Annotated in this window: 14 protein-coding genes; 8 read left to right on the top strand and 6 right to left on the bottom strand. The window is 68.9% G+C overall.

What is annotated here, in order from left to right:
* The first annotated feature begins 81 nt into the window (after positions 1-81).
* Both ACV229_RS20475 and ACV229_RS20470 read left to right on the top strand, forming a co-directional pair.
* Positions 82-2,403, top strand: coding sequence for an FUSC family protein (locus ACV229_RS20475; RefSeq protein WP_448084916.1), 2,322 nt, complete (start codon positions 82-84; stop codon positions 2,401-2,403).
* A 330-nt stretch (positions 2,404-2,733) separates the two neighbouring features.
* On the top strand, positions 2,734-4,101 hold the full coding sequence (locus tag ACV229_RS20470) for an amino acid permease (RefSeq protein WP_448075306.1): 1,368 nt from the start codon (positions 2,734-2,736) through the stop codon (positions 4,099-4,101).
* A 177-nt stretch (positions 4,102-4,278) separates the two neighbouring features.
* Here ACV229_RS20470 and ACV229_RS20465 read toward each other — a convergent pair whose 3' ends face one another.
* Entirely contained in the window at positions 4,279-4,443 is a 165-nt protein-coding gene (locus tag ACV229_RS20465) for a hypothetical protein (RefSeq protein WP_448084915.1), read from the bottom strand.
* 251 nt (positions 4,444-4,694) lie between these two features.
* Here ACV229_RS20465 and ACV229_RS20460 point away from each other — a divergent pair, with 251 nt between their 5' ends.
* From ACV229_RS20460 to ACV229_RS20450, 3 genes are read left to right on the top strand one after another with little or no spacing between them, the layout of a single operon-like run.
* Positions 4,695-5,738 (top strand): Fe(3+) ABC transporter substrate-binding protein, encoded by a 1,044-nt coding sequence (locus tag ACV229_RS20460; protein ID WP_448084914.1) that lies wholly within the window; start codon positions 4,695-4,697, stop codon positions 5,736-5,738.
* Entirely contained in the window at positions 5,728-7,419 is a 1,692-nt protein-coding gene (locus tag ACV229_RS20455) for an ABC transporter permease (protein ID WP_448084913.1), read from the top strand. Before ACV229_RS20460 ends, ACV229_RS20455 begins: the two co-directional genes overlap by 11 nt.
* 4 nt (positions 7,420-7,423) lie before the next feature.
* The gene (locus ACV229_RS20450) at positions 7,424-8,197 is read left to right on the top strand and encodes an ABC transporter ATP-binding protein (RefSeq protein ID WP_448084912.1); all 774 of its coding nucleotides are present in this window, start codon (positions 7,424-7,426) and stop codon (positions 8,195-8,197) included.
* 103 nt (positions 8,198-8,300) lie between these two features.
* On the opposite strand, the gene ACV229_RS20445 is transcribed toward ACV229_RS20450, so the two are convergent.
* Complete coding sequence (locus tag ACV229_RS20445) at positions 8,301-8,771, bottom strand: Lrp/AsnC family transcriptional regulator (RefSeq protein ID WP_448084911.1); 471 nt, start codon at positions 8,769-8,771, stop codon at positions 8,301-8,303.
* 147 nt (positions 8,772-8,918) lie between these two features.
* On the opposite strand from ACV229_RS20445, the gene ACV229_RS20440 reads away from it, so the two are divergent.
* Complete coding sequence (locus ACV229_RS20440; protein WP_448084910.1) at positions 8,919-9,602, top strand: cysteine dioxygenase; 684 nt, start codon at positions 8,919-8,921, stop codon at positions 9,600-9,602.
* Between the two features lie 85 nt (positions 9,603-9,687).
* Here ACV229_RS20440 and ACV229_RS20435 read toward each other — a convergent pair whose 3' ends face one another.
* The 4 genes from ACV229_RS20435 to ACV229_RS20420 form a co-directional block, all read right to left on the bottom strand.
* Complete coding sequence (locus ACV229_RS20435) at positions 9,688-11,895, bottom strand: mechanosensitive ion channel family protein (protein WP_448084961.1); 2,208 nt, start codon at positions 11,893-11,895, stop codon at positions 9,688-9,690.
* 495 nt (positions 11,896-12,390) lie between these two features.
* A complete protein-coding gene (locus tag ACV229_RS20430) occupies positions 12,391-13,032 on the bottom strand; it encodes an NAD(P)-dependent oxidoreductase (protein ID WP_448084909.1) in 642 nt (213 codons plus the stop codon).
* A 133-nt stretch (positions 13,033-13,165) separates the two neighbouring features.
* The gene (locus ACV229_RS20425) at positions 13,166-13,618 is read right to left on the bottom strand and encodes an Rrf2 family transcriptional regulator (RefSeq protein ID WP_448084908.1); all 453 of its coding nucleotides are present in this window, start codon (positions 13,616-13,618) and stop codon (positions 13,166-13,168) included.
* 105 nt (positions 13,619-13,723) lie between these two features.
* Positions 13,724-14,146: a hypothetical protein gene (locus tag ACV229_RS20420; RefSeq protein ID WP_448084907.1), complete on the bottom strand. Its 423-nt coding sequence runs from the start codon at positions 14,144-14,146 to the stop codon at positions 13,724-13,726.
* 192 nt (positions 14,147-14,338) lie between these two features.
* On the opposite strand from ACV229_RS20420, the gene ACV229_RS20415 reads away from it, so the two are divergent.
* Both ACV229_RS20415 and ACV229_RS20410 read left to right on the top strand, forming a co-directional pair.
* Positions 14,339-14,674 (top strand): hypothetical protein, encoded by a 336-nt coding sequence (locus ACV229_RS20415; protein ID WP_448084906.1) that lies wholly within the window; start codon positions 14,339-14,341, stop codon positions 14,672-14,674.
* A gap of 242 nt (positions 14,675-14,916) precedes the next feature.
* A complete protein-coding gene (locus ACV229_RS20410) occupies positions 14,917-16,110 on the top strand; it encodes an ammonium transporter (RefSeq protein ID WP_448084905.1) in 1,194 nt (397 codons plus the stop codon).
* Positions 16,111-16,220: the final 110 nt, after the last annotated feature.

Genomic DNA, 16,220 nt, shown 5'->3' with positions numbered 1-16,220 from the left:
TCTTGAGCACCGCGAAATACGATAGACTCGTCGCCAATCCGAACGCCGCCCTGGTGTCTTCGTCAGCCTTGCAGCCCATCGATGCGCTATTCCGTCGAAATCAGAAAGTTTCTTTACAGCCAGTATTTTTTCGGCGGCTTGCGCATCGCGGTCGGTGTCTCGCTCCCCGCGGTGATTTGCCTGCTCGTGTTCCACAACCGCGAGCTCGGCTTCACGATTTCGACCGGCGCGCTCGGTGCATGCGTCGTCGACATGCCGGGCCCGCTCAAGTACAAGCACAACGAAATGCTCGCGTGCAGCGTGATCGGCTTTCTCGCCGCGCTCGCGACGGGCCTCGCGACGCCGAACATCTTCGCACTGTGGCTGACGATCGTGCCGCTCACGTTCGTGCTGTCGCTGATCGTCGTCTACGGCAACCGCTGGCCGCAGATCAGCTTCGCGACGCTGTTCATGATGGTGATGACGCTCGAGGAGAATCTCACGCCGCTGCAGGCGTTCATCAACGCGGGCTGGATTCTCGCGGGCGGCCTCTGGTACACGTACTGGGCGACCATCGTGTCGCAATGGCAGGCGCGCCGGATCGAGCAGCAGGCGCTCGCCGAGAGCCTGTTCGCGTGCGCCGACTACCTGCTCGCGCGCGCCGCATTCTACGACCTCGACGCCGATCTCGACGAGTGCTACCGCAATCTGGTCGCCAAGCAGATCACCGCGGTCGAGACGCAGGAGACCGCGCGCGACATCGTGCTGCGCAACCTGCCGAAGCTGCGCCGCGGCAAGCTCGACCCGGGCCGCGTGACGATGTACAACCTGTTCATCAACAGCGTCGACCTGCACGAACTGTTCGTCGGCGCCCACACCGACTACCCGCTCGTGCGCAACACGTTCGGCGGCTCGGACCTGATCATCTTCTACCGCGACCTGATCCGCAAAGCGGCGTTCGACCTCGAGGAAATCGGCCTCGCGGTGCTCGAGAACCGTGCACCGCACTCGCGGATCAGCGTGAAGGCCGAATTGCGCGCGATCGAGTACGAGATCGAGCTGATGCGCAAGAAGAACTTCCCGGCCACCAATGCGGAAGCGTACGCGGCGGTGCTCGCGACGTTCCGGCGGATCTGGAGCGCGACGCGCCTGATCGAGCGGATGCGGCGCAACCTGTCCGGCCGCGCCGATCCGCAGCAGACCGAGCTGAAGATCGACAAGGCGCTCACGCGCTTCCTGCAGCGCCGCCGGATGTCGCCGCTCCTGATCTTCTCGAACCTGAACATGCGCTCGCCGAGCTTCCGCCACGCGCTGCGCGTGACGATTGCGGTCGCGGTCGGCTTCTGGCTCGGGCGGCTGCTGCCGCTCACCAACGCGTACTGGATCGTGATGACCAGCATCATCATCCTGAAGCCCGGCTATTCGCTGACCAAGCAGCGCAACGCGCAGCGTATCGTCGGCACGCTGATCGGCTGCGCGGCGAGCCTCGCGCTGATCTACACGGTCAAGAATCCGCACCTGCTGATCGTGATGATGTTCGGGTCGATGGTGATGAGCTACAGCCTGCTGCTGTTCAATTACGCGGCGAGCGTCGTGTTCACGTCGTCGTACGTGCTGCTGATGTTCCACCTGCTCGCGCCGGGCAACATGCGCATCATCGGCGAGCGCGCGATCGACACCGTCGTCGGCTGCATGATCGCGATCGCCGCGAGCCGGCTGTTCCCGTACTGGGAATACCGGCTGATGGGCAAGCTCGTCACCGACGTGCTGACGTCAACCCGCAAGTACTTCGAGGCCGCGTGGCGCGTCGGCCGCGGCGCGCGCGCGCCGGTCGTGCCCGAGGCCGCCATGCGGGGCCCCGACGGCGCGGCCGTCGTGCCGGTCGTCGCGGCGGCGGTCGAAGCGCCGGTCGCCAGCCTCGACGGCGACTACCCGTACCGCCTCGCGCGCAAGAACGTGCACATCGCGTTCGCGAACCTCGGCCAGGCGTTCCAGCGGATGATGATCGAACCGAAGGCGCACCAGCGCTTCGTGCCGGAGCTGAACGACCTGCTCGTGCAGACGCACGTGCTCGGCGCGCAGATCACGGCCGCCGCGCCGCTGATCCGCAGCGCGTGCTCGGCCGATGACGACCCCGCCGATCCCCCCGCGCGCCACGACAATGCGCTGCAGCGCGGCCTCGCCGCCGTGCTCGAGAACCTCGAGAAGGCCGAGGCCGGCGAGCCGCCGCCCGCGCACCAGCTGGAGGCGACCAGGCAGATCACGCGCGACCTCGACGCGATGGTCGTCGCCGCCGAGCAGTCCGACGCGGTCAGCGCCGAGCGCACGCACGACCTGAAGGTGCTCGCGCACCAGTGCAAGCAGATGCTCGCGTCATCGCTGCTGATCCGCAAGGATGCGAGCATGATCCGCCTGCCGGCCTAGCGCCGGCTCGCACATTCGCCGCATTCGCACGCAAGACGCGCCGGCGTGCCCCACCGGAAGGACGGGCGCGCCGCTGGCGCCTGCCCCTTTCGAAAAGCCTCTCGGACGCGGCGAATCCGTCATACGCCACGGGCATCGCGCGCCCCTGCCCGGTGCAGCAACGCCCCTTGCCTCCGCTTCCGCGCATCGCGCCAGTCAGGGATTCCCTGATTCCGTATGATGCACGCTGCTTGGTATCATTCGTCCGACATCAAGTTGTATAGACAACTTAGGTCCAATCGAACCGGCCCCGCTCGCCCGGTTCGTCGCAATAAACATATCGGAGACTCGATGAAAAACTTGCAGCGCCACCTGAGCGCGCGGCATATCCGCTTTCTCGCGCTGGGCTCGGCGATCGGCACCGGCCTGTTCTACGGCTCGGCGTCCGCGATCCAGCTCGCGGGCCCGGCGGTAATCCTGGCTTATATCCTCGGCGGCGCCGCCGTCTACATGGTGATGCGCGCGCTCGGCGAAATGGCCGTGCGCGAGCCTGTCGCCGGTTCGTTCGGCCATTACGCGACCGAGAACCTCGGCCCGTTCGCAGGCTTCGTCACCGGCTGGACCTACACGCTCGAAATGGTGATCGTCGCGATCGCGGACATCACCGCGTTCGGCATCTACATGGGTTTCTGGTTTCCGGGCGTGCCGCAGTGGATCTGGGTGCTCGGGGTCGTGACCGTCATCTGCGGGCTGAACCTGTGTCACGTGAAGGTGTTCGGCGAGCTCGAGTTCTGGCTGTCGATCATCAAGGTCGGCGCGATCATTGCGATGATCGGCGGCGGCGTCGCGATCCTCGCGACCGGCATGCACCTCGGCCACACGGCCGACGCGCCGTCGCTCGCGAACCTGTGGAACCACGGCGGCTTCCTGCCGAACGGGTTCGGCGGGCTGATCGCGTCGCTGTCGGTCGTGATCTTCGCGTACGGCGGCATCGAGGTGATCGGGATGAGCGCCGGCGAGGCGAAGAACCCGGAGCGCGTGATCCCGCGCGCGATCAACGCAGTGCCGGCGCGGATCCTGCTGTTCTACGTGCTGACGATGGTCGTGCTGATGTCGATCAGCCCGTGGACGGGTGTCGGCAGCAACGGCAGCCCGTTCGTGCAGATCTTCTCGTCGCTCGGCGTGAAATCGGCCGCGACGGTCCTGAACGTCGTCGTGATCACCGCGGCCATCTCGGCGATCAACAGCGACATCTTCGGCGCAGGCCGCATGATGTTCGGGATGGCGCAGCAGGGCCAGGCGCCGCGCGTGCTGATGTCGACGTCCCGGCACGGCGTGCCGTGGGTCACGGTGCTCGTGATGGCCGCCGCGCTGTTCGTCGGCGTGCTGCTCAACTACCTGATGCCGAAGGACGTGTTCGAGATGGTCGCGGCAATCGCGACGTTCGCGACGGTGTGGGTGTGGCTGATGATCCTGCTGTCGCAGGTCGCGATGCGCCGCCGCCTGCCGGCCGCCGAAGTCGCGGCGCTGAAGTTCAAGGTGCCGCTGTGGCCGGTCGCGCCGGCACTGACGATCGCGTTCATGGGTTTCGTGATCGTGATGCTCGGCTGGTTCGAGGACACCCGCATCGCGCTGTATGTCGGCGCCGCGTGGCTCGTGCTCCTCGCGGCGGTCTTCTTCATCCGGATCCGCCCGAAATTCGCGCCTGCGTCACGCTGACGCACACACGTTGGCGCGTACACAGGCGGGCGCCGGCTCCGGCGCCCGCCTCGCTGTCCTCCCGGCCGGATGCGCGCCAGCTTCGGCGCCCCCCTGCCGTATCCCGCCCGGCTGCTTCCCGCGCTGCCGGTCGCGCGCCGCCTTTCGTGGCGGCCCAGCGCGCCCGGCGCAGCAGCCTCAGTGCGCGGCCGACGCGCTCGACGCCTCGGCGGGATGCGCCTCGTCGTATGCACGCTTCTGCGAGATCGCGTTGTAGAGGATCGTCGCGATCACGATCGCGACGACCACGACGATCAGGATGCCCACGTTGCGTACAGGATTCTTCTTGCGCTGATCGTTCATGGTCGGGCCCGGCTCCGTCAAATTCATCGAAGCGGGCATTCTACGCGCTTGCGCGCACCTTGCCGCACATCTTCCTCCGCCCCGCCGCCCGTGCCGCACGTAATTTTCAGCGCCCAGCGCAAGCTTTCATTTGATAATCATTCCCATTTCGATCTAGAATCCTGGATCTTTCGCTTTGTAATGTTCCGGGTCGCCGAGCGGCAGGCGCGTCCCGGAACGCCCGTTCGTCTGCCTGCCTCACCGGAGCCTCCATGTCGCCCTCGCGCCCCCGCCTGCTTCCGCTCGTCAGCGCCCTCGCCGTTTCCGCCGCCGCGTTCGCGCCGCTCGCCCACGCGGCCGACGAAGTCAGCCTGTACACCACCCGCGAACCGAAGCTGATCCAGCCGCTCATCGACGCGTTCACGAAACAGAGCGGCGTCAAGGTCAACACGGTGTTCGTGAAGGACGGCCTGCTCGAGCGCGTGAAGGCGGAAGGCGGCCAGTCGCCGGCCGACGTGCTGATGACGGTCGACATCGGCAACCTGCTCGACCTCGTCGACGGCGGGCTCACGCAGCCGGTCAGCTCGAAGGCGCTCGACGACGCGATTCCCGCGAACCTGCGCGGCGCCCAGGGCGACTGGTACGCACTGTCGCTGCGCGACCGCGTGCTGTACGTCGAGAAGGACCTGAAGGTCGACGCGTTCCGCTACGAGGACCTCGCCGATCCGAAGTGGAAAGGCAAGGTGTGCATCCGCTCGGGCCAGCATCCGTACAACACCGCGCTCGTCGCCGCGATGATCGCGCACGACGGCGAGGCCGCGACCGAGAAGTGGCTGCGCGGCGTGAAGGCGAACCTCGCGCGCAAGGCGACGGGCGGCGACCGCGACGTCGCGCGCGACATCCTCGGCGGCATCTGCGACGTCGGGCTCGCGAACGCGTACTACGTCGGCCACATGACGCACGCAGAGCCGGGCAGCGACGCACGCAAGTGGGGCGACGCGATCAAGGTCGTGCGGCCGACCTTCGCGAACGAGAAGAGCGGCGGCACGCACGTGAACATCAGCGGCGCCGCGGTGGCAAAACACGCGCCGCACAAGGCCAACGCGGTCAAGCTGCTCGAATACCTCGTATCGCCGGACGCGCAGACGCTGTACGCACAGGCGAACTACGAGTATCCGGTGCGCGCGAACGTGAAGCTCGACCCCGTCGTCGCGAGCTTCGGCCCGCTGAAGGTCGATCCTCTGCCGCTCGCCGAGATCGCGAAGTACCGCAAGCAGGCGAGCCAGCTCGTCGACAAGGTCGGCTTTGACAACTGACGCTTCGCTCGCGCCCGCGCGTCGCGCGCGGCGGATGCCGCGCATGAAGGGCGGCATGCGGGGCGGCCTGTGGCTCGCTGCGGCGCTCGTGATCGCCGCAGCGGTCGCGGCGCCGATCGCGACGCTCGTCGGCGCCGCGCTCGACGCCGATCTCGCGCACTGGCGGCACCTCGCCGAATTCGTGCTGCCGCAGGCGCTCGCGAACACGCTGCTGCTGCTCGCGGGCGTCGGTGCGATCGTCACGGTCGTCGGCACCGGCAGCGCGTGGCTGGTTACGGCCTACGATTTCCCGGGCCGCCGCGCGCTCACGTGGGCGCTGCTGCTGCCGCTCGCCGTGCCGACCTACATCGTCGCGTTCGCGTATCTCGACCTGCTGCACCCGATCGGCCCCGTGCAGCGCGCAATCCGCTGGCTGCTCGGCTTCGACAGCCCGCGCCAGTTCCGCCTGCCCGACCTGCGTTCGCTGCCGGGCGCGGTCTTCGTGCTCGGCTTCGCGCTGTATCCGTACGTCTATCTGAGCACGCGCGCGATGTTCGTCACGCAGTCCGCGAGCCTGCTCGAAGCCGCGCGCACGCTCGGCGCGGGGCGCATCGCGACGTTCTGGCGCGTCGTCGTGCCGCTCGCGCGGCCGGCGATCGCGGTCGGCGTCAGCCTCGCGCTGCTGGAGACGCTGAACGACATCGGCGCGTCCGAATTCCTCGGCGTGCAGACGCTGACCGTGTCGGTCTACACCACGTGGATCACGCGCTCCGACCTCGCCGGCGCCGCGCAGATTGCGCTCGCCATGCTCGCGATCGTCGTCGGGATGATCGCGCTCGAACGCTACGGGCGCCGCCGCCAGCGCTACGCGCACGGCCGGCGCATGCGGCCGATCGCGCCGCGCCGCCTGACCGGCCCGGCCGCGTGGAGCGCCGCCGCGCTCGGCTGGCTGCCCGTGCTGCTCGGTTTCGGCGCGCCGGCCGCGTATCTCGCGGTCGAAACGGCCAAGCGGCTGCATCTCGTCGGCGGCGTCTCCGCGCAACTGCTGACGGGGCTCGCCAACACGCTGACCGTCGCGTCCGCCGCAACCGCGGCGACGCTCGCGTGCGGACTGGTCGTCGCGTGGGCCGCGCGCGCGCAGCGCGACAGCGCGGGCGCGGGCCCGGCGCGGGTTTGCGCGCGGATCGCGAGTCTCGGCTACGCGGTGCCGGGCACCGTGCTCGCGATCGGCCTGCTGTTGCCGTTCGCGGCGGCCGACCGCATGATCGGCGCGCTGCTCGGCCGCGACGGACTGATCCTGATGGGCTCGGTGGCTGCGCTCGTGATTGCGTACACGGTACGCTTTCTCGCGATCTCGGCGGGCAGCATCGAAGCGGGCCTCGCGCGCATCCCGCCGTCGCTCGAACAGGCGGCCCGCTCGCTCGGCGAAACGGCGGGCGGCACGCTCCGGCGCGTGCACCTGCCGCTGTTGCGGCCCGCGCTCACGACGAGCGCGCTGCTGGTATTCGTCGATGCGATGAAGGAATTGCCGGCCACGCTGCTGCTGCGCCCGCTGAACTTCGACACGCTCGCGAGCTGGCTGTACGCGGAGGCTGCGCGCGGCACCTACGAGGAAGGCGCGGTCGCCGCGCTCGCGATCGTGCTCGCCGGGCTCGTGCCCGTGATCCTGCTCGCCCGCACCCGCCACAAGATCGGACACTGACATCGTGAACCTGCTCGAACTCGACGCCCTCTCCCTCGCCTACGACACGCCGCACGGCCGCCGCACGGTGGTCGACGGGCTGAGCCTCGCGCTCGCCCGCGGCGACATCGGCTGCCTGCTCGGCGCTTCCGGATGCGGCAAGACGACCGTGCTGCGCGCGATCGCCGGCTTCGAGCCCGTGCGCGCGGGCCGCATCGTGCTGGACGGCGCGCCCGTTGCATCGCCGTCGCTCGACGTGCCGCCCGAGCGGCGGCGCATCGGCATGATGTTCCAGGACTACGCGCTGTTCCCGCACCTGAGCGCCGCAGACAACGTCGCGTTCGGTTTGCGGCGGCAGCCGTTGGCCGAGCGGTGCGCGCGCGTCGCCGAGATGCTCGAGCTCGTCGGCCTCGCGGACGCCGCCGACGCGTATCCGCACGAACTCTCCGGCGGCCAGCAGCAGCGCGTCGCGCTCGCCCGCGCGCTCGCGCCGTCGCCGGAGCTGTTGCTGCTCGACGAACCGTTCTCGAATCTCGACGTCGACACGCGCGAGCGGCTCGCGTTCGAATTGCGCGACATCCTGAAGCGCACGGGCCATACGGCGATCCTCGTCACGCATAACCAGGCCGAAGCATTCGCGATCGCCGACCGGATCGGCGTGATGCAGCACGGGAAGCTCGCGCAATGGGACACGCCGTACGCGCTGCATCACCACCCGGCGAGCGCGTTCGTCGCGGATTTCGTGCGCCGCGACGCGCTCGCCGACGAACGCGCCCGCGCGCTCGCGCGCGGCCGCTGAACTCGCGGGCGCATCGCTGACGCGGTCCCGTGCCAGCCAGCCCGGTCGGCGTACGGGTGCAGCTGCGTATCCAAATCGCAGGAACCCGCGGGAACTCGCGGCGCTACGCGGGTTCAGCGACGTCGCGCACCGGCAACGCCGTCGAATACTTGATCTGCTCCATCGCGAACGACGAGCTGACGTCGAACAGCGGCACCTCGCGGATCAGCCGCTTGTACACGCGATCGTAGTCGTCGATGCCGGCCACCACGACGCGCAGCAGGTAATCGGTCTCGCCGCTCATCCGGTAGACCTCGACGACTTCCGGCATGTCGCGCACCGCCTGCGTGAAGCGCTGCGCCCATTCCTCGGTGTGCTGGTTGGTGCGCACGGCGACGAACACTGTCGTGCCGACACCGAGCTTGCGCGGATCGCACAGCGCCACCTGCGCGCGGATCGCGCCGGTTTCCTTCAGCCGCTGCACGCGCTTCCAGCAGGGTGTCTGCGACAGGTTCACGCGTTGCGCGAGCTCCGCGATCGGCAGCGTGGCATCCGTCTGCAACAATTCGAGCAGCTTGCGATCGATGGCATCCATTTCCTCGGCCCCTTGTGGATAGAAATTTATTCTATGCATAGCACATCCCGGGGAACAATATGGAAACCGTTTCTCCGCGTCGACCGGTATAAATACCAACATGCGTGGGCTTGCCGCCACGCGCCCGACAACGACAACGAGAACGCCATGCAACCGTCAGCCGCCCTTTCCGCCACCGTGCAACGCGCCGCGCGCACGACGCGCGGCGATGTCCCCGTTGCCGCGGCCGCCCAGCCCGCACAACGCCCGGCGCTGGCGCGCCTGTGCCGGCAGATCGACGCCGCGTTCGACGCGGCGTCCGAGCAATCCGCCGCATCGGACGACGACGCGACCGATCCGTCGCGGCATGCCGAATTCGCGCGCCGCGTCCGGGCCGCGCTCGCCGAGGCCAGCGCCACCGAGCCGTGGCTCACCGACGCCGAGCGCGCGTGCGATCCGCAGAAATATTGCCGCCACCTGCTCGCCGCCGATCCGCTCGGGCGCTACGCGATCGTCGTGCTGGTCTGGCGTCCGGGCCAGTGCAGCCCCGTCCACGGCCACCGGACGTGGTGCGGCTACACGGTGCTCGACGGCACGCTGTCCGAAACGCTGTATGACTGGGATGCGGCGGCGGGACTGGCGACCGAGGCGCGCCGCCACTTGCGCGAAGCGGGCGCGGTGTCGTTCGTGCGGGCCGGCGCGCAAGGGATCCACCAGCTCGGCCACGCCGGCGCGGCGGACGCGGCAGACGAGACGGCAGCCGTCTCGCTGCACGTGTATGGCGTGGCGGGCGAGCAGATCGCGACGCACGTCAACGATGTCGTGCGCGTCGCGGCGTCCGGTCACGCGTAACGGCGCGTCGACGCGCCGTTCGGCGCGCGTCGTGTAGCGAAACCACAACGCTGAAGCGCGGCCGCAGTCGCCCTGCCGCGACGCATCAAGCCAGACCGCCGTCCCGAAGGGACGCAGCCGAAACCGAAACCGGCGCCGCGTGCGTCGCCCCCGAAGCCGCCGAGTGCGCGGCGCCCGCCGACGCGGACGTCCCCGTCTCCGCAACCGGCACCGCCACCGCGGCCTCGTTGGCCGCCACCGTGTCGCCGGCGGCCGCGACGGGCTCCGGCCGCGTCCCCGTCGGCGTCACGATCTGCATCTGCGGCACCGGCATCTCGATGCCTGCCGCCTCCATCCTCGCCTTCACGCGCGCGTTGAACGCGCGCATCACGGTCGACTGCTGCTGCGGTTGCGTGCGGATCTGGCCTTTGATGATCAGCCAGTTCGGCTCGAAGCGGTCGAGCCCCCACACCTCGACCCCACCCAGCATCAGGCGCCGCACCGTGAAGTCGCTCCACAGGTCCGCACCCGCGTCGCGGATCAGGTGCGTGAGCGCATCCACATCGGCGGACAGCGGCGCGCGCACCTCGAACACCGCGCAGCCGAAGTCGCGTGACAGGTTCTTGACGATCTTGATCTGCGAGAACGGAATCGCATGCAGCGCGCCCTGCCCGTCGCGCAGCCGCACGGTGCGGATCGACAGGTGTTCGACCGTGCCTGCATGCCCGCCGTCCACGTCGATCCAGTCGCCGACCGAGATCGTGTCCTCGACGATGATGAACAGCCCCGTGATCAGGTCGGTCACGAGCGACTGCGCGCCGAAGCCGACCGCGAGGCCGATCACGCCGGCGCCGGCGAGCAGCGGCGTCACGTTGATGCCGAGGTTCGCCGCGGTGACCACCGCGGCGATCGTGAGGATCGTCACGAACACGACGTTGCGCACGAGCGGCAGCATCGTGCGCGCACGCACGCTCGGATTGCGGCCGCGGCGCGCGGCGGCCGAATTGAGCGCCTCGAGAATCGCCGTGTCGACGATGATCCACGTGAGCCACGACACGAACCACGTGACGACGATCGCGGTCACCGCCTGCGCGATCCCGCGCGCGGCGACACTGTGCTCGACGATGCGCGCGATCGAGATGCCCCACAGCCGCGATGTCAGTTCGATGTAGCCGAGCCAGATGAGCAGCGTCGCGAGCGAGCCGGCGAAGCGCACGAGCCGCGCGATGTACGCGGACTGGTTGCGCCGCACGCGGCGACGCGCAGGGTTCGGGCGCGTCATGCGCAGCACGACCGCCGACAGGAAGAATGCGAGCACGAGCAGCAGCGCGGTGACGATCGACGTCTGCAGCAGGTTCGACGACGTACTGCTGCCCGCAAGCGTGCCGAATACCGCGGCGAACGCGAGCAGCAGCACCGGCACCGGCCAGATCCACGCGGCGAATTCCGCCATCTCGGTCGTCGCGCGGTGGTTCGTGCGCAGCGTATGGCTGCGGTTGCGGATCAGGTGCGCAACGGGCCGCCGGTACGCAAGCGCGAAATACGCGCAGAGCGTCGCGGCCGCCATGTTCGCAACGGTCGCGATCAGGCCCGCGAGATTGGTGCCGAGCTGATGCGCGACGTCGTAGTTGAGCGCGGCGTCGCCGAGTGCGCCGAACGCGCCGATCACGCGCAGCAGCCGCCACGACCGCTCGATCAGCACACGCCCCGCCGCCCTGCGATGCCCCGCGCTGAAGAGCGCGAACATGATCAGGCACAGCGCCGCGAACACCGAGCCCGACACGATCGCGTACGCGATCACGAGCGCGACGGTGCGGCCGAGCGATTCCGGCAGGTTGCGGGCAATCGCGAGCACGACCGCGAACGCGATGATCCACGGCCCGACGCGGCGCAGCGCGAACATCAGCATCTCGCGCGCGCTCGGATTCGGATCCAGCTTGATGACGAGGCCGACCCGCGCGGCAAGCCGCTGCTGCAGCCAGATCAGCGCGACCGCACAGGCGCCCCAGCCGAACAGCAGCAGCGCGCAGTCGAGCACGATATGGCCGAACGACTCGGGCCCATGGCCGCTCACGATCGTGTACAGCTCGTTGCCGGCCGCATTGAAACGGCCTGCCCAGTAGCGCGCGGGCGAATCGCCCTGCTTCATGCTCGTTTCGACGGACGCCATGCCGGACGCGATCGCGCCCCACAGGCCCGCGTTCGCCGCCGATGCAGCCGATGCGGCGGACGACGCCTGCGCGGTCTGCGCGACGTCGCGCAACGCCTTGAGCTGCGACACGAGCGCGGTGCGCTGCCGATCGTTGTCGAGCATGCGAATCACCGCGTTGAACGATCGGGCGATCTCGGCCGCGCTCGCGGGCGACGGCGCCGATGCCGCGGCGGCGCCCGACGCGGCGACAGCCGATGCCGCCGACGCGGGCGCTTCGGCGGCCGGCGCGATCAGTTTCTGGAACGCCGCGAGGGCGGGAGGCGCGGCAGCCGCGCCGGCCGGCTGCGCGACCGCGAGGCCGAGCGCCGCCGCGCCCAGCACGACACGGAGCCTGACCCGTCCGCGCGCAGCGGTGGCGACGGCGGTCAGCAAGACAAGACAACAGGCCGTCAAGGCCCAGTCCAGAAAATGCAAGGAATACGAAAGCAAATTGCGATCCTGTCTGGGGAAGCACGGATCGCCTAGTGTAGCCGCTCACCGCGCCCCGACCGTCGAACCGGGCGTAACGGTACGTAACGGCGGGACGCAACGGCGGGGTCGTAACGACGGCAAACCTGGGGCGAACCGGCGGCTTCGCGCCGCCGGCCACCGCGCCGCTCAATACGCGACGGTCGCGATCTCGCGCACGAAGCTGCCCTGCTCGAGCGCGTCGACGAACGCGACCGCGTAGTCTTCCGCCGAGATCTTGCTGTCGCCGTTCGCGTCGACGATCAGCTTGCCGACGCCGGTGCGGAACGTGCCCGTGCGCTCGCCCGGCGCGATCAGCGCGGCCGGCGCAAAGAACGTCCAGTCGAGGTCGTCGACGGAACGCAGGTAGTCGAACGCGTCACGGTGCGCGAGCGCGACCGCCTTGTATGCGTCCGGAAACCCTTCGGCGTCGACGAGCTGCTTGCCCGGCGCGACTTCGAGCGAGCCCGCGCCGCCCACCACGACGAGCCTCTTCAGGCCTGCGTCGCGCGTGCCGGCGACGAGCGCCCGCGCGGCCGCGACGACCTTCGCCGTGTCGTCCTGCTTCGGACCATAAGCACTCGCGACGACGTCATGCCCCGGCAGCGCGGCCGCGATGCTGGCGGGATCGAACAGGTCGGCGGCTTTCGCGGCGATGCCGTCGGCGCTGTCGCCGGGCGTGCGCGACAGCGCCGTCACGCGATGGCCGCGTCGCGCGGCTTCCGCCGCGATGCGCGAGCCGATCATGCCGGTGGCGCCAAACAGCGCGATGTTCAGGGGACGTTGCGTCATGTCGATTCTCCAGAAAGAAAAATATGTAACTCTGTTAATTACATAAAAGAACGAAAAAAATGGGGTGGTCAACCCCGTCGCGCCGGACGTCGCGCATGCGCACCGTCCGGCTCACTGCATCACATGCTGGCGCTCATCCACCGGCGCCCGCCTGCTGCCCAAGCTGCTCGGAATTCAGCAAGTCGGCCGTCACGTCGGCCAGCGTGCGCGTCGCGAGCGACGCTTCCATCGCGCGCTGCGCGTCGCCGATGTAGCCGGTGAGCACGCCCTGGATGTGCCGCCCCACGAGGCACGCGGGATTCGGCGCCTCGCGGTGCAGCGCGAACAGCTGCGCATCGTCGACCGCCCGGTACACGTCGAGCAGCGTGATGCCGCCCGGCTCGCGCGCCAGCAGCGCGCCGCCGCCCGCGCCGAGCTGCGACGTCGTCAGCCCCGCGGACGCCAGCATCGACAGCAGCCGGCGGATCAGCGCCGGATTCGTGTTCACGCTGCCCGCGATCACGTCGGACGACAGCGGCACGCCTTCCTGCATCGACAGCAAGGCGAGCACGTGGACGGCAAACGCGAACCGGCTGCTGGTATTCATTCGTCACTCACTCGGCGACGCCGGCCCCGTACTGCGACCACCACGGCTTCCGGCGTCAATGTGTAACCATGATAATTACATTTTATGGATCGCGCAACCGGCATGTCACTGACCGCTGGCAGGCTTTGCTGCGGACGCGCCCTGCTGGCTCCATTGCTGGAGCTTGCGGCCCGCCTCCGCGATCTGCGCGCCGGCTTCCGACGCGGCCTGGCCCACCACCGCGGACGCCGCCGCGTTCAACTGCGCCTGCGCGGCGGATGCAAGGCCGCTCGCACTCAGCGGCGGCACGGCCGACGCCGCCGACGCGATCCCGGCCTTCGCCACGCCGAGTTGCTGGTTCACCGCGCTCGCGACCTGGTCGATCGCCTGCGTCGCCTGCTTCGCGACGTCGGCGGCCGCGCTCGCAGCCGTATCGGGCGGTGGCGCGGACGGCGCCGGGGATTTCTCACAGCCTGCGAGCAACACCGCCGCGCATGCGGCGGCGATCAGAACGGGCGTACTGCGCACCCGCGATGACTTCATCTTCATCAGCATTCTCCGGCCGCGCGTCGCGCGGCCCTCAGGATTGAACCGACGTCGATGATACCGCCGATGCGCACCGCCATTTGCCAGCCGCAGGTTAAAAATGGCTTTCAATTTCGGACTCGTCTGATTTAAACGTGCGGACGGCCGCACTAAAGTGACGCAGCCTCAACTCGCATCGCCCGCCCTTCGAAGTCCATGCATTTCCTTGTCGACTGGTTCATCTTTCTCGCCGCCATGCTGGCCGCCACCCTGTTCCTGTGCCTGCGCGCGCCGCTCACTGCCCGCGCGTCCGAAATCGGGCGCGAGCGCCGCTTCGATGCCGCGCGCCTGATGGCGCAAGCCGCCCTCGCGTTCTGGACGGCCGCGCTGATCGTCGTGCGCGGCATCCTGGGCGCCGAGGGCGCCGACGCGTCGCTGGCCGGCTTCGCGGCGCTCGCGTTCGCCGCGCTCGGCCTCACGTCGGTCGCCACGTACTGGGCCGTGCTCGCGCTGCGGCTGCGCCGCACCCGCCTGCTGTTCGCGCGCCAGTGACGCGCCAGGCCGGTGCGCGGCGTGCACCGCGCCGCCCCTCATGACGCACCAGATCGGGACGCGTCGCACCACACGCGTGCAACACCGGCCGGCGCCACGCGAAAGCCGTCCGGTGATGCACAGGTGTAATTCACCGGAAAGCCGCACGGGGTCGTGCCCCCGCACCACTTCCACGCATCCGTTCACCAACTTGGCTCGATTTTTGCGTCCCTTGCCCGTTTTTTGAGCAAGGAAGCTTCGGAATGGATGATCTGAAATCCGGCGTCGATACGCTGTTCCTGTTGATCGGCGCCGTCATGGTGCTCGCGATGCATGCCGGCTTCGCGTTTCTCGAACTCGGCACGGTGCGCAAGAAGAACCAGGTCAATGCGCTCGTGAAGATCCTGGTCGATTTCTCGGTGTCGACCATCGCGTACTTCTTCATCGGCTACACGATCGCGTACGGCGTCGAGTTCTTCGACGACATCGGCACGCTGTCGCAACACAGCGGCTATGCGCTCGTGCGCTTCTTCTTCCTGCTGACCTTCGCCGCCGCCATTCCGGCGATCATCTCCGGCGGCATTGCCGAGCGCGCGAAATTCAATCCGCAGCTCGTCGCGACGCTGATCATCGTCGGCTTCGTCTATCCGTTCTTCGAAGGCATCGCGTGGAACGCGCGCTACGGCGTGCAGGCATGGCTCACGCACGCGTTCGGCGCGCCGTTCCACGATTTCGCGGGCTCGGTCGTCGTGCATGCGTTCGGCGGCTGGGTCGCGCTGCCCGCCGTGCTGCTGCTCGGCGCGCGCCACGGCCGCTACGGCAACGACGGACGGATCGCCGCGCACCCGCCGTCGAACATCCCGTTCCTCGCGCTCGGCGCCTGGGTGCTCGCGGTCGGCTGGTTCGGCTTCAACGTGATGAGCGCACAGACGCTCGACAAGGTAAGCGGCCTCGTCGCGGTGAACTCGCTGATGGCAATGGTCGGCGGCACGCTCGCCGCGTGGCTCGCCGGCCGCAACGACCCGGGCTTCACGTACAACGGCCCGCTCGCGGGGCTCGTCGCAGTGTGCGCGGGTTCCGACGTGATGCACCCGATCGGTGCGCTCGCGACCGGCGCCGCGGCCGGCGCGCTGTTCGTCGCGATGTTCACGTGCGTGCAGAACAAGTGGCGGATCGACGACGTGCTCGGCGTGTGGCCGCTGCACGGGATGTGCGGCGCGCTCGGCGGCCTCGCGGCCGGCGTGTTCGGGCTGCCGGCGCTCGGCGGGCTCGGCGGCGTGTCGTTCGTGTCGCAGCTCATCGGCACGCTCGGCGGGATCGCGATCGCGCTGGCCGGCGGCACGCTCGTCTACGGCGCGCTGAAGGCGACCGTCGGCCTGCGCCTCGACCGCGAGGCGGAATTCGACGGCGCCGACCTGTCGATCCACCGCATCTCGGCGACGCCCGAGCGCGACTGAGCGCCACTCGGACGCCATGCATCACATTACAATTGCAATTCAAAAAACTTTCATCGAGCGTCCTTACACTTCCGTCCAGTTTTCAATTTGCCTTCGCCCTGCTTGCTTGT

Source organism: Burkholderia sp. MR1-5-21 (assembly GCF_053427715.1).
Note: the sequence above shows the minus strand (reverse complement) of the source record. Positions and strands in the feature narration are given on the sequence as shown.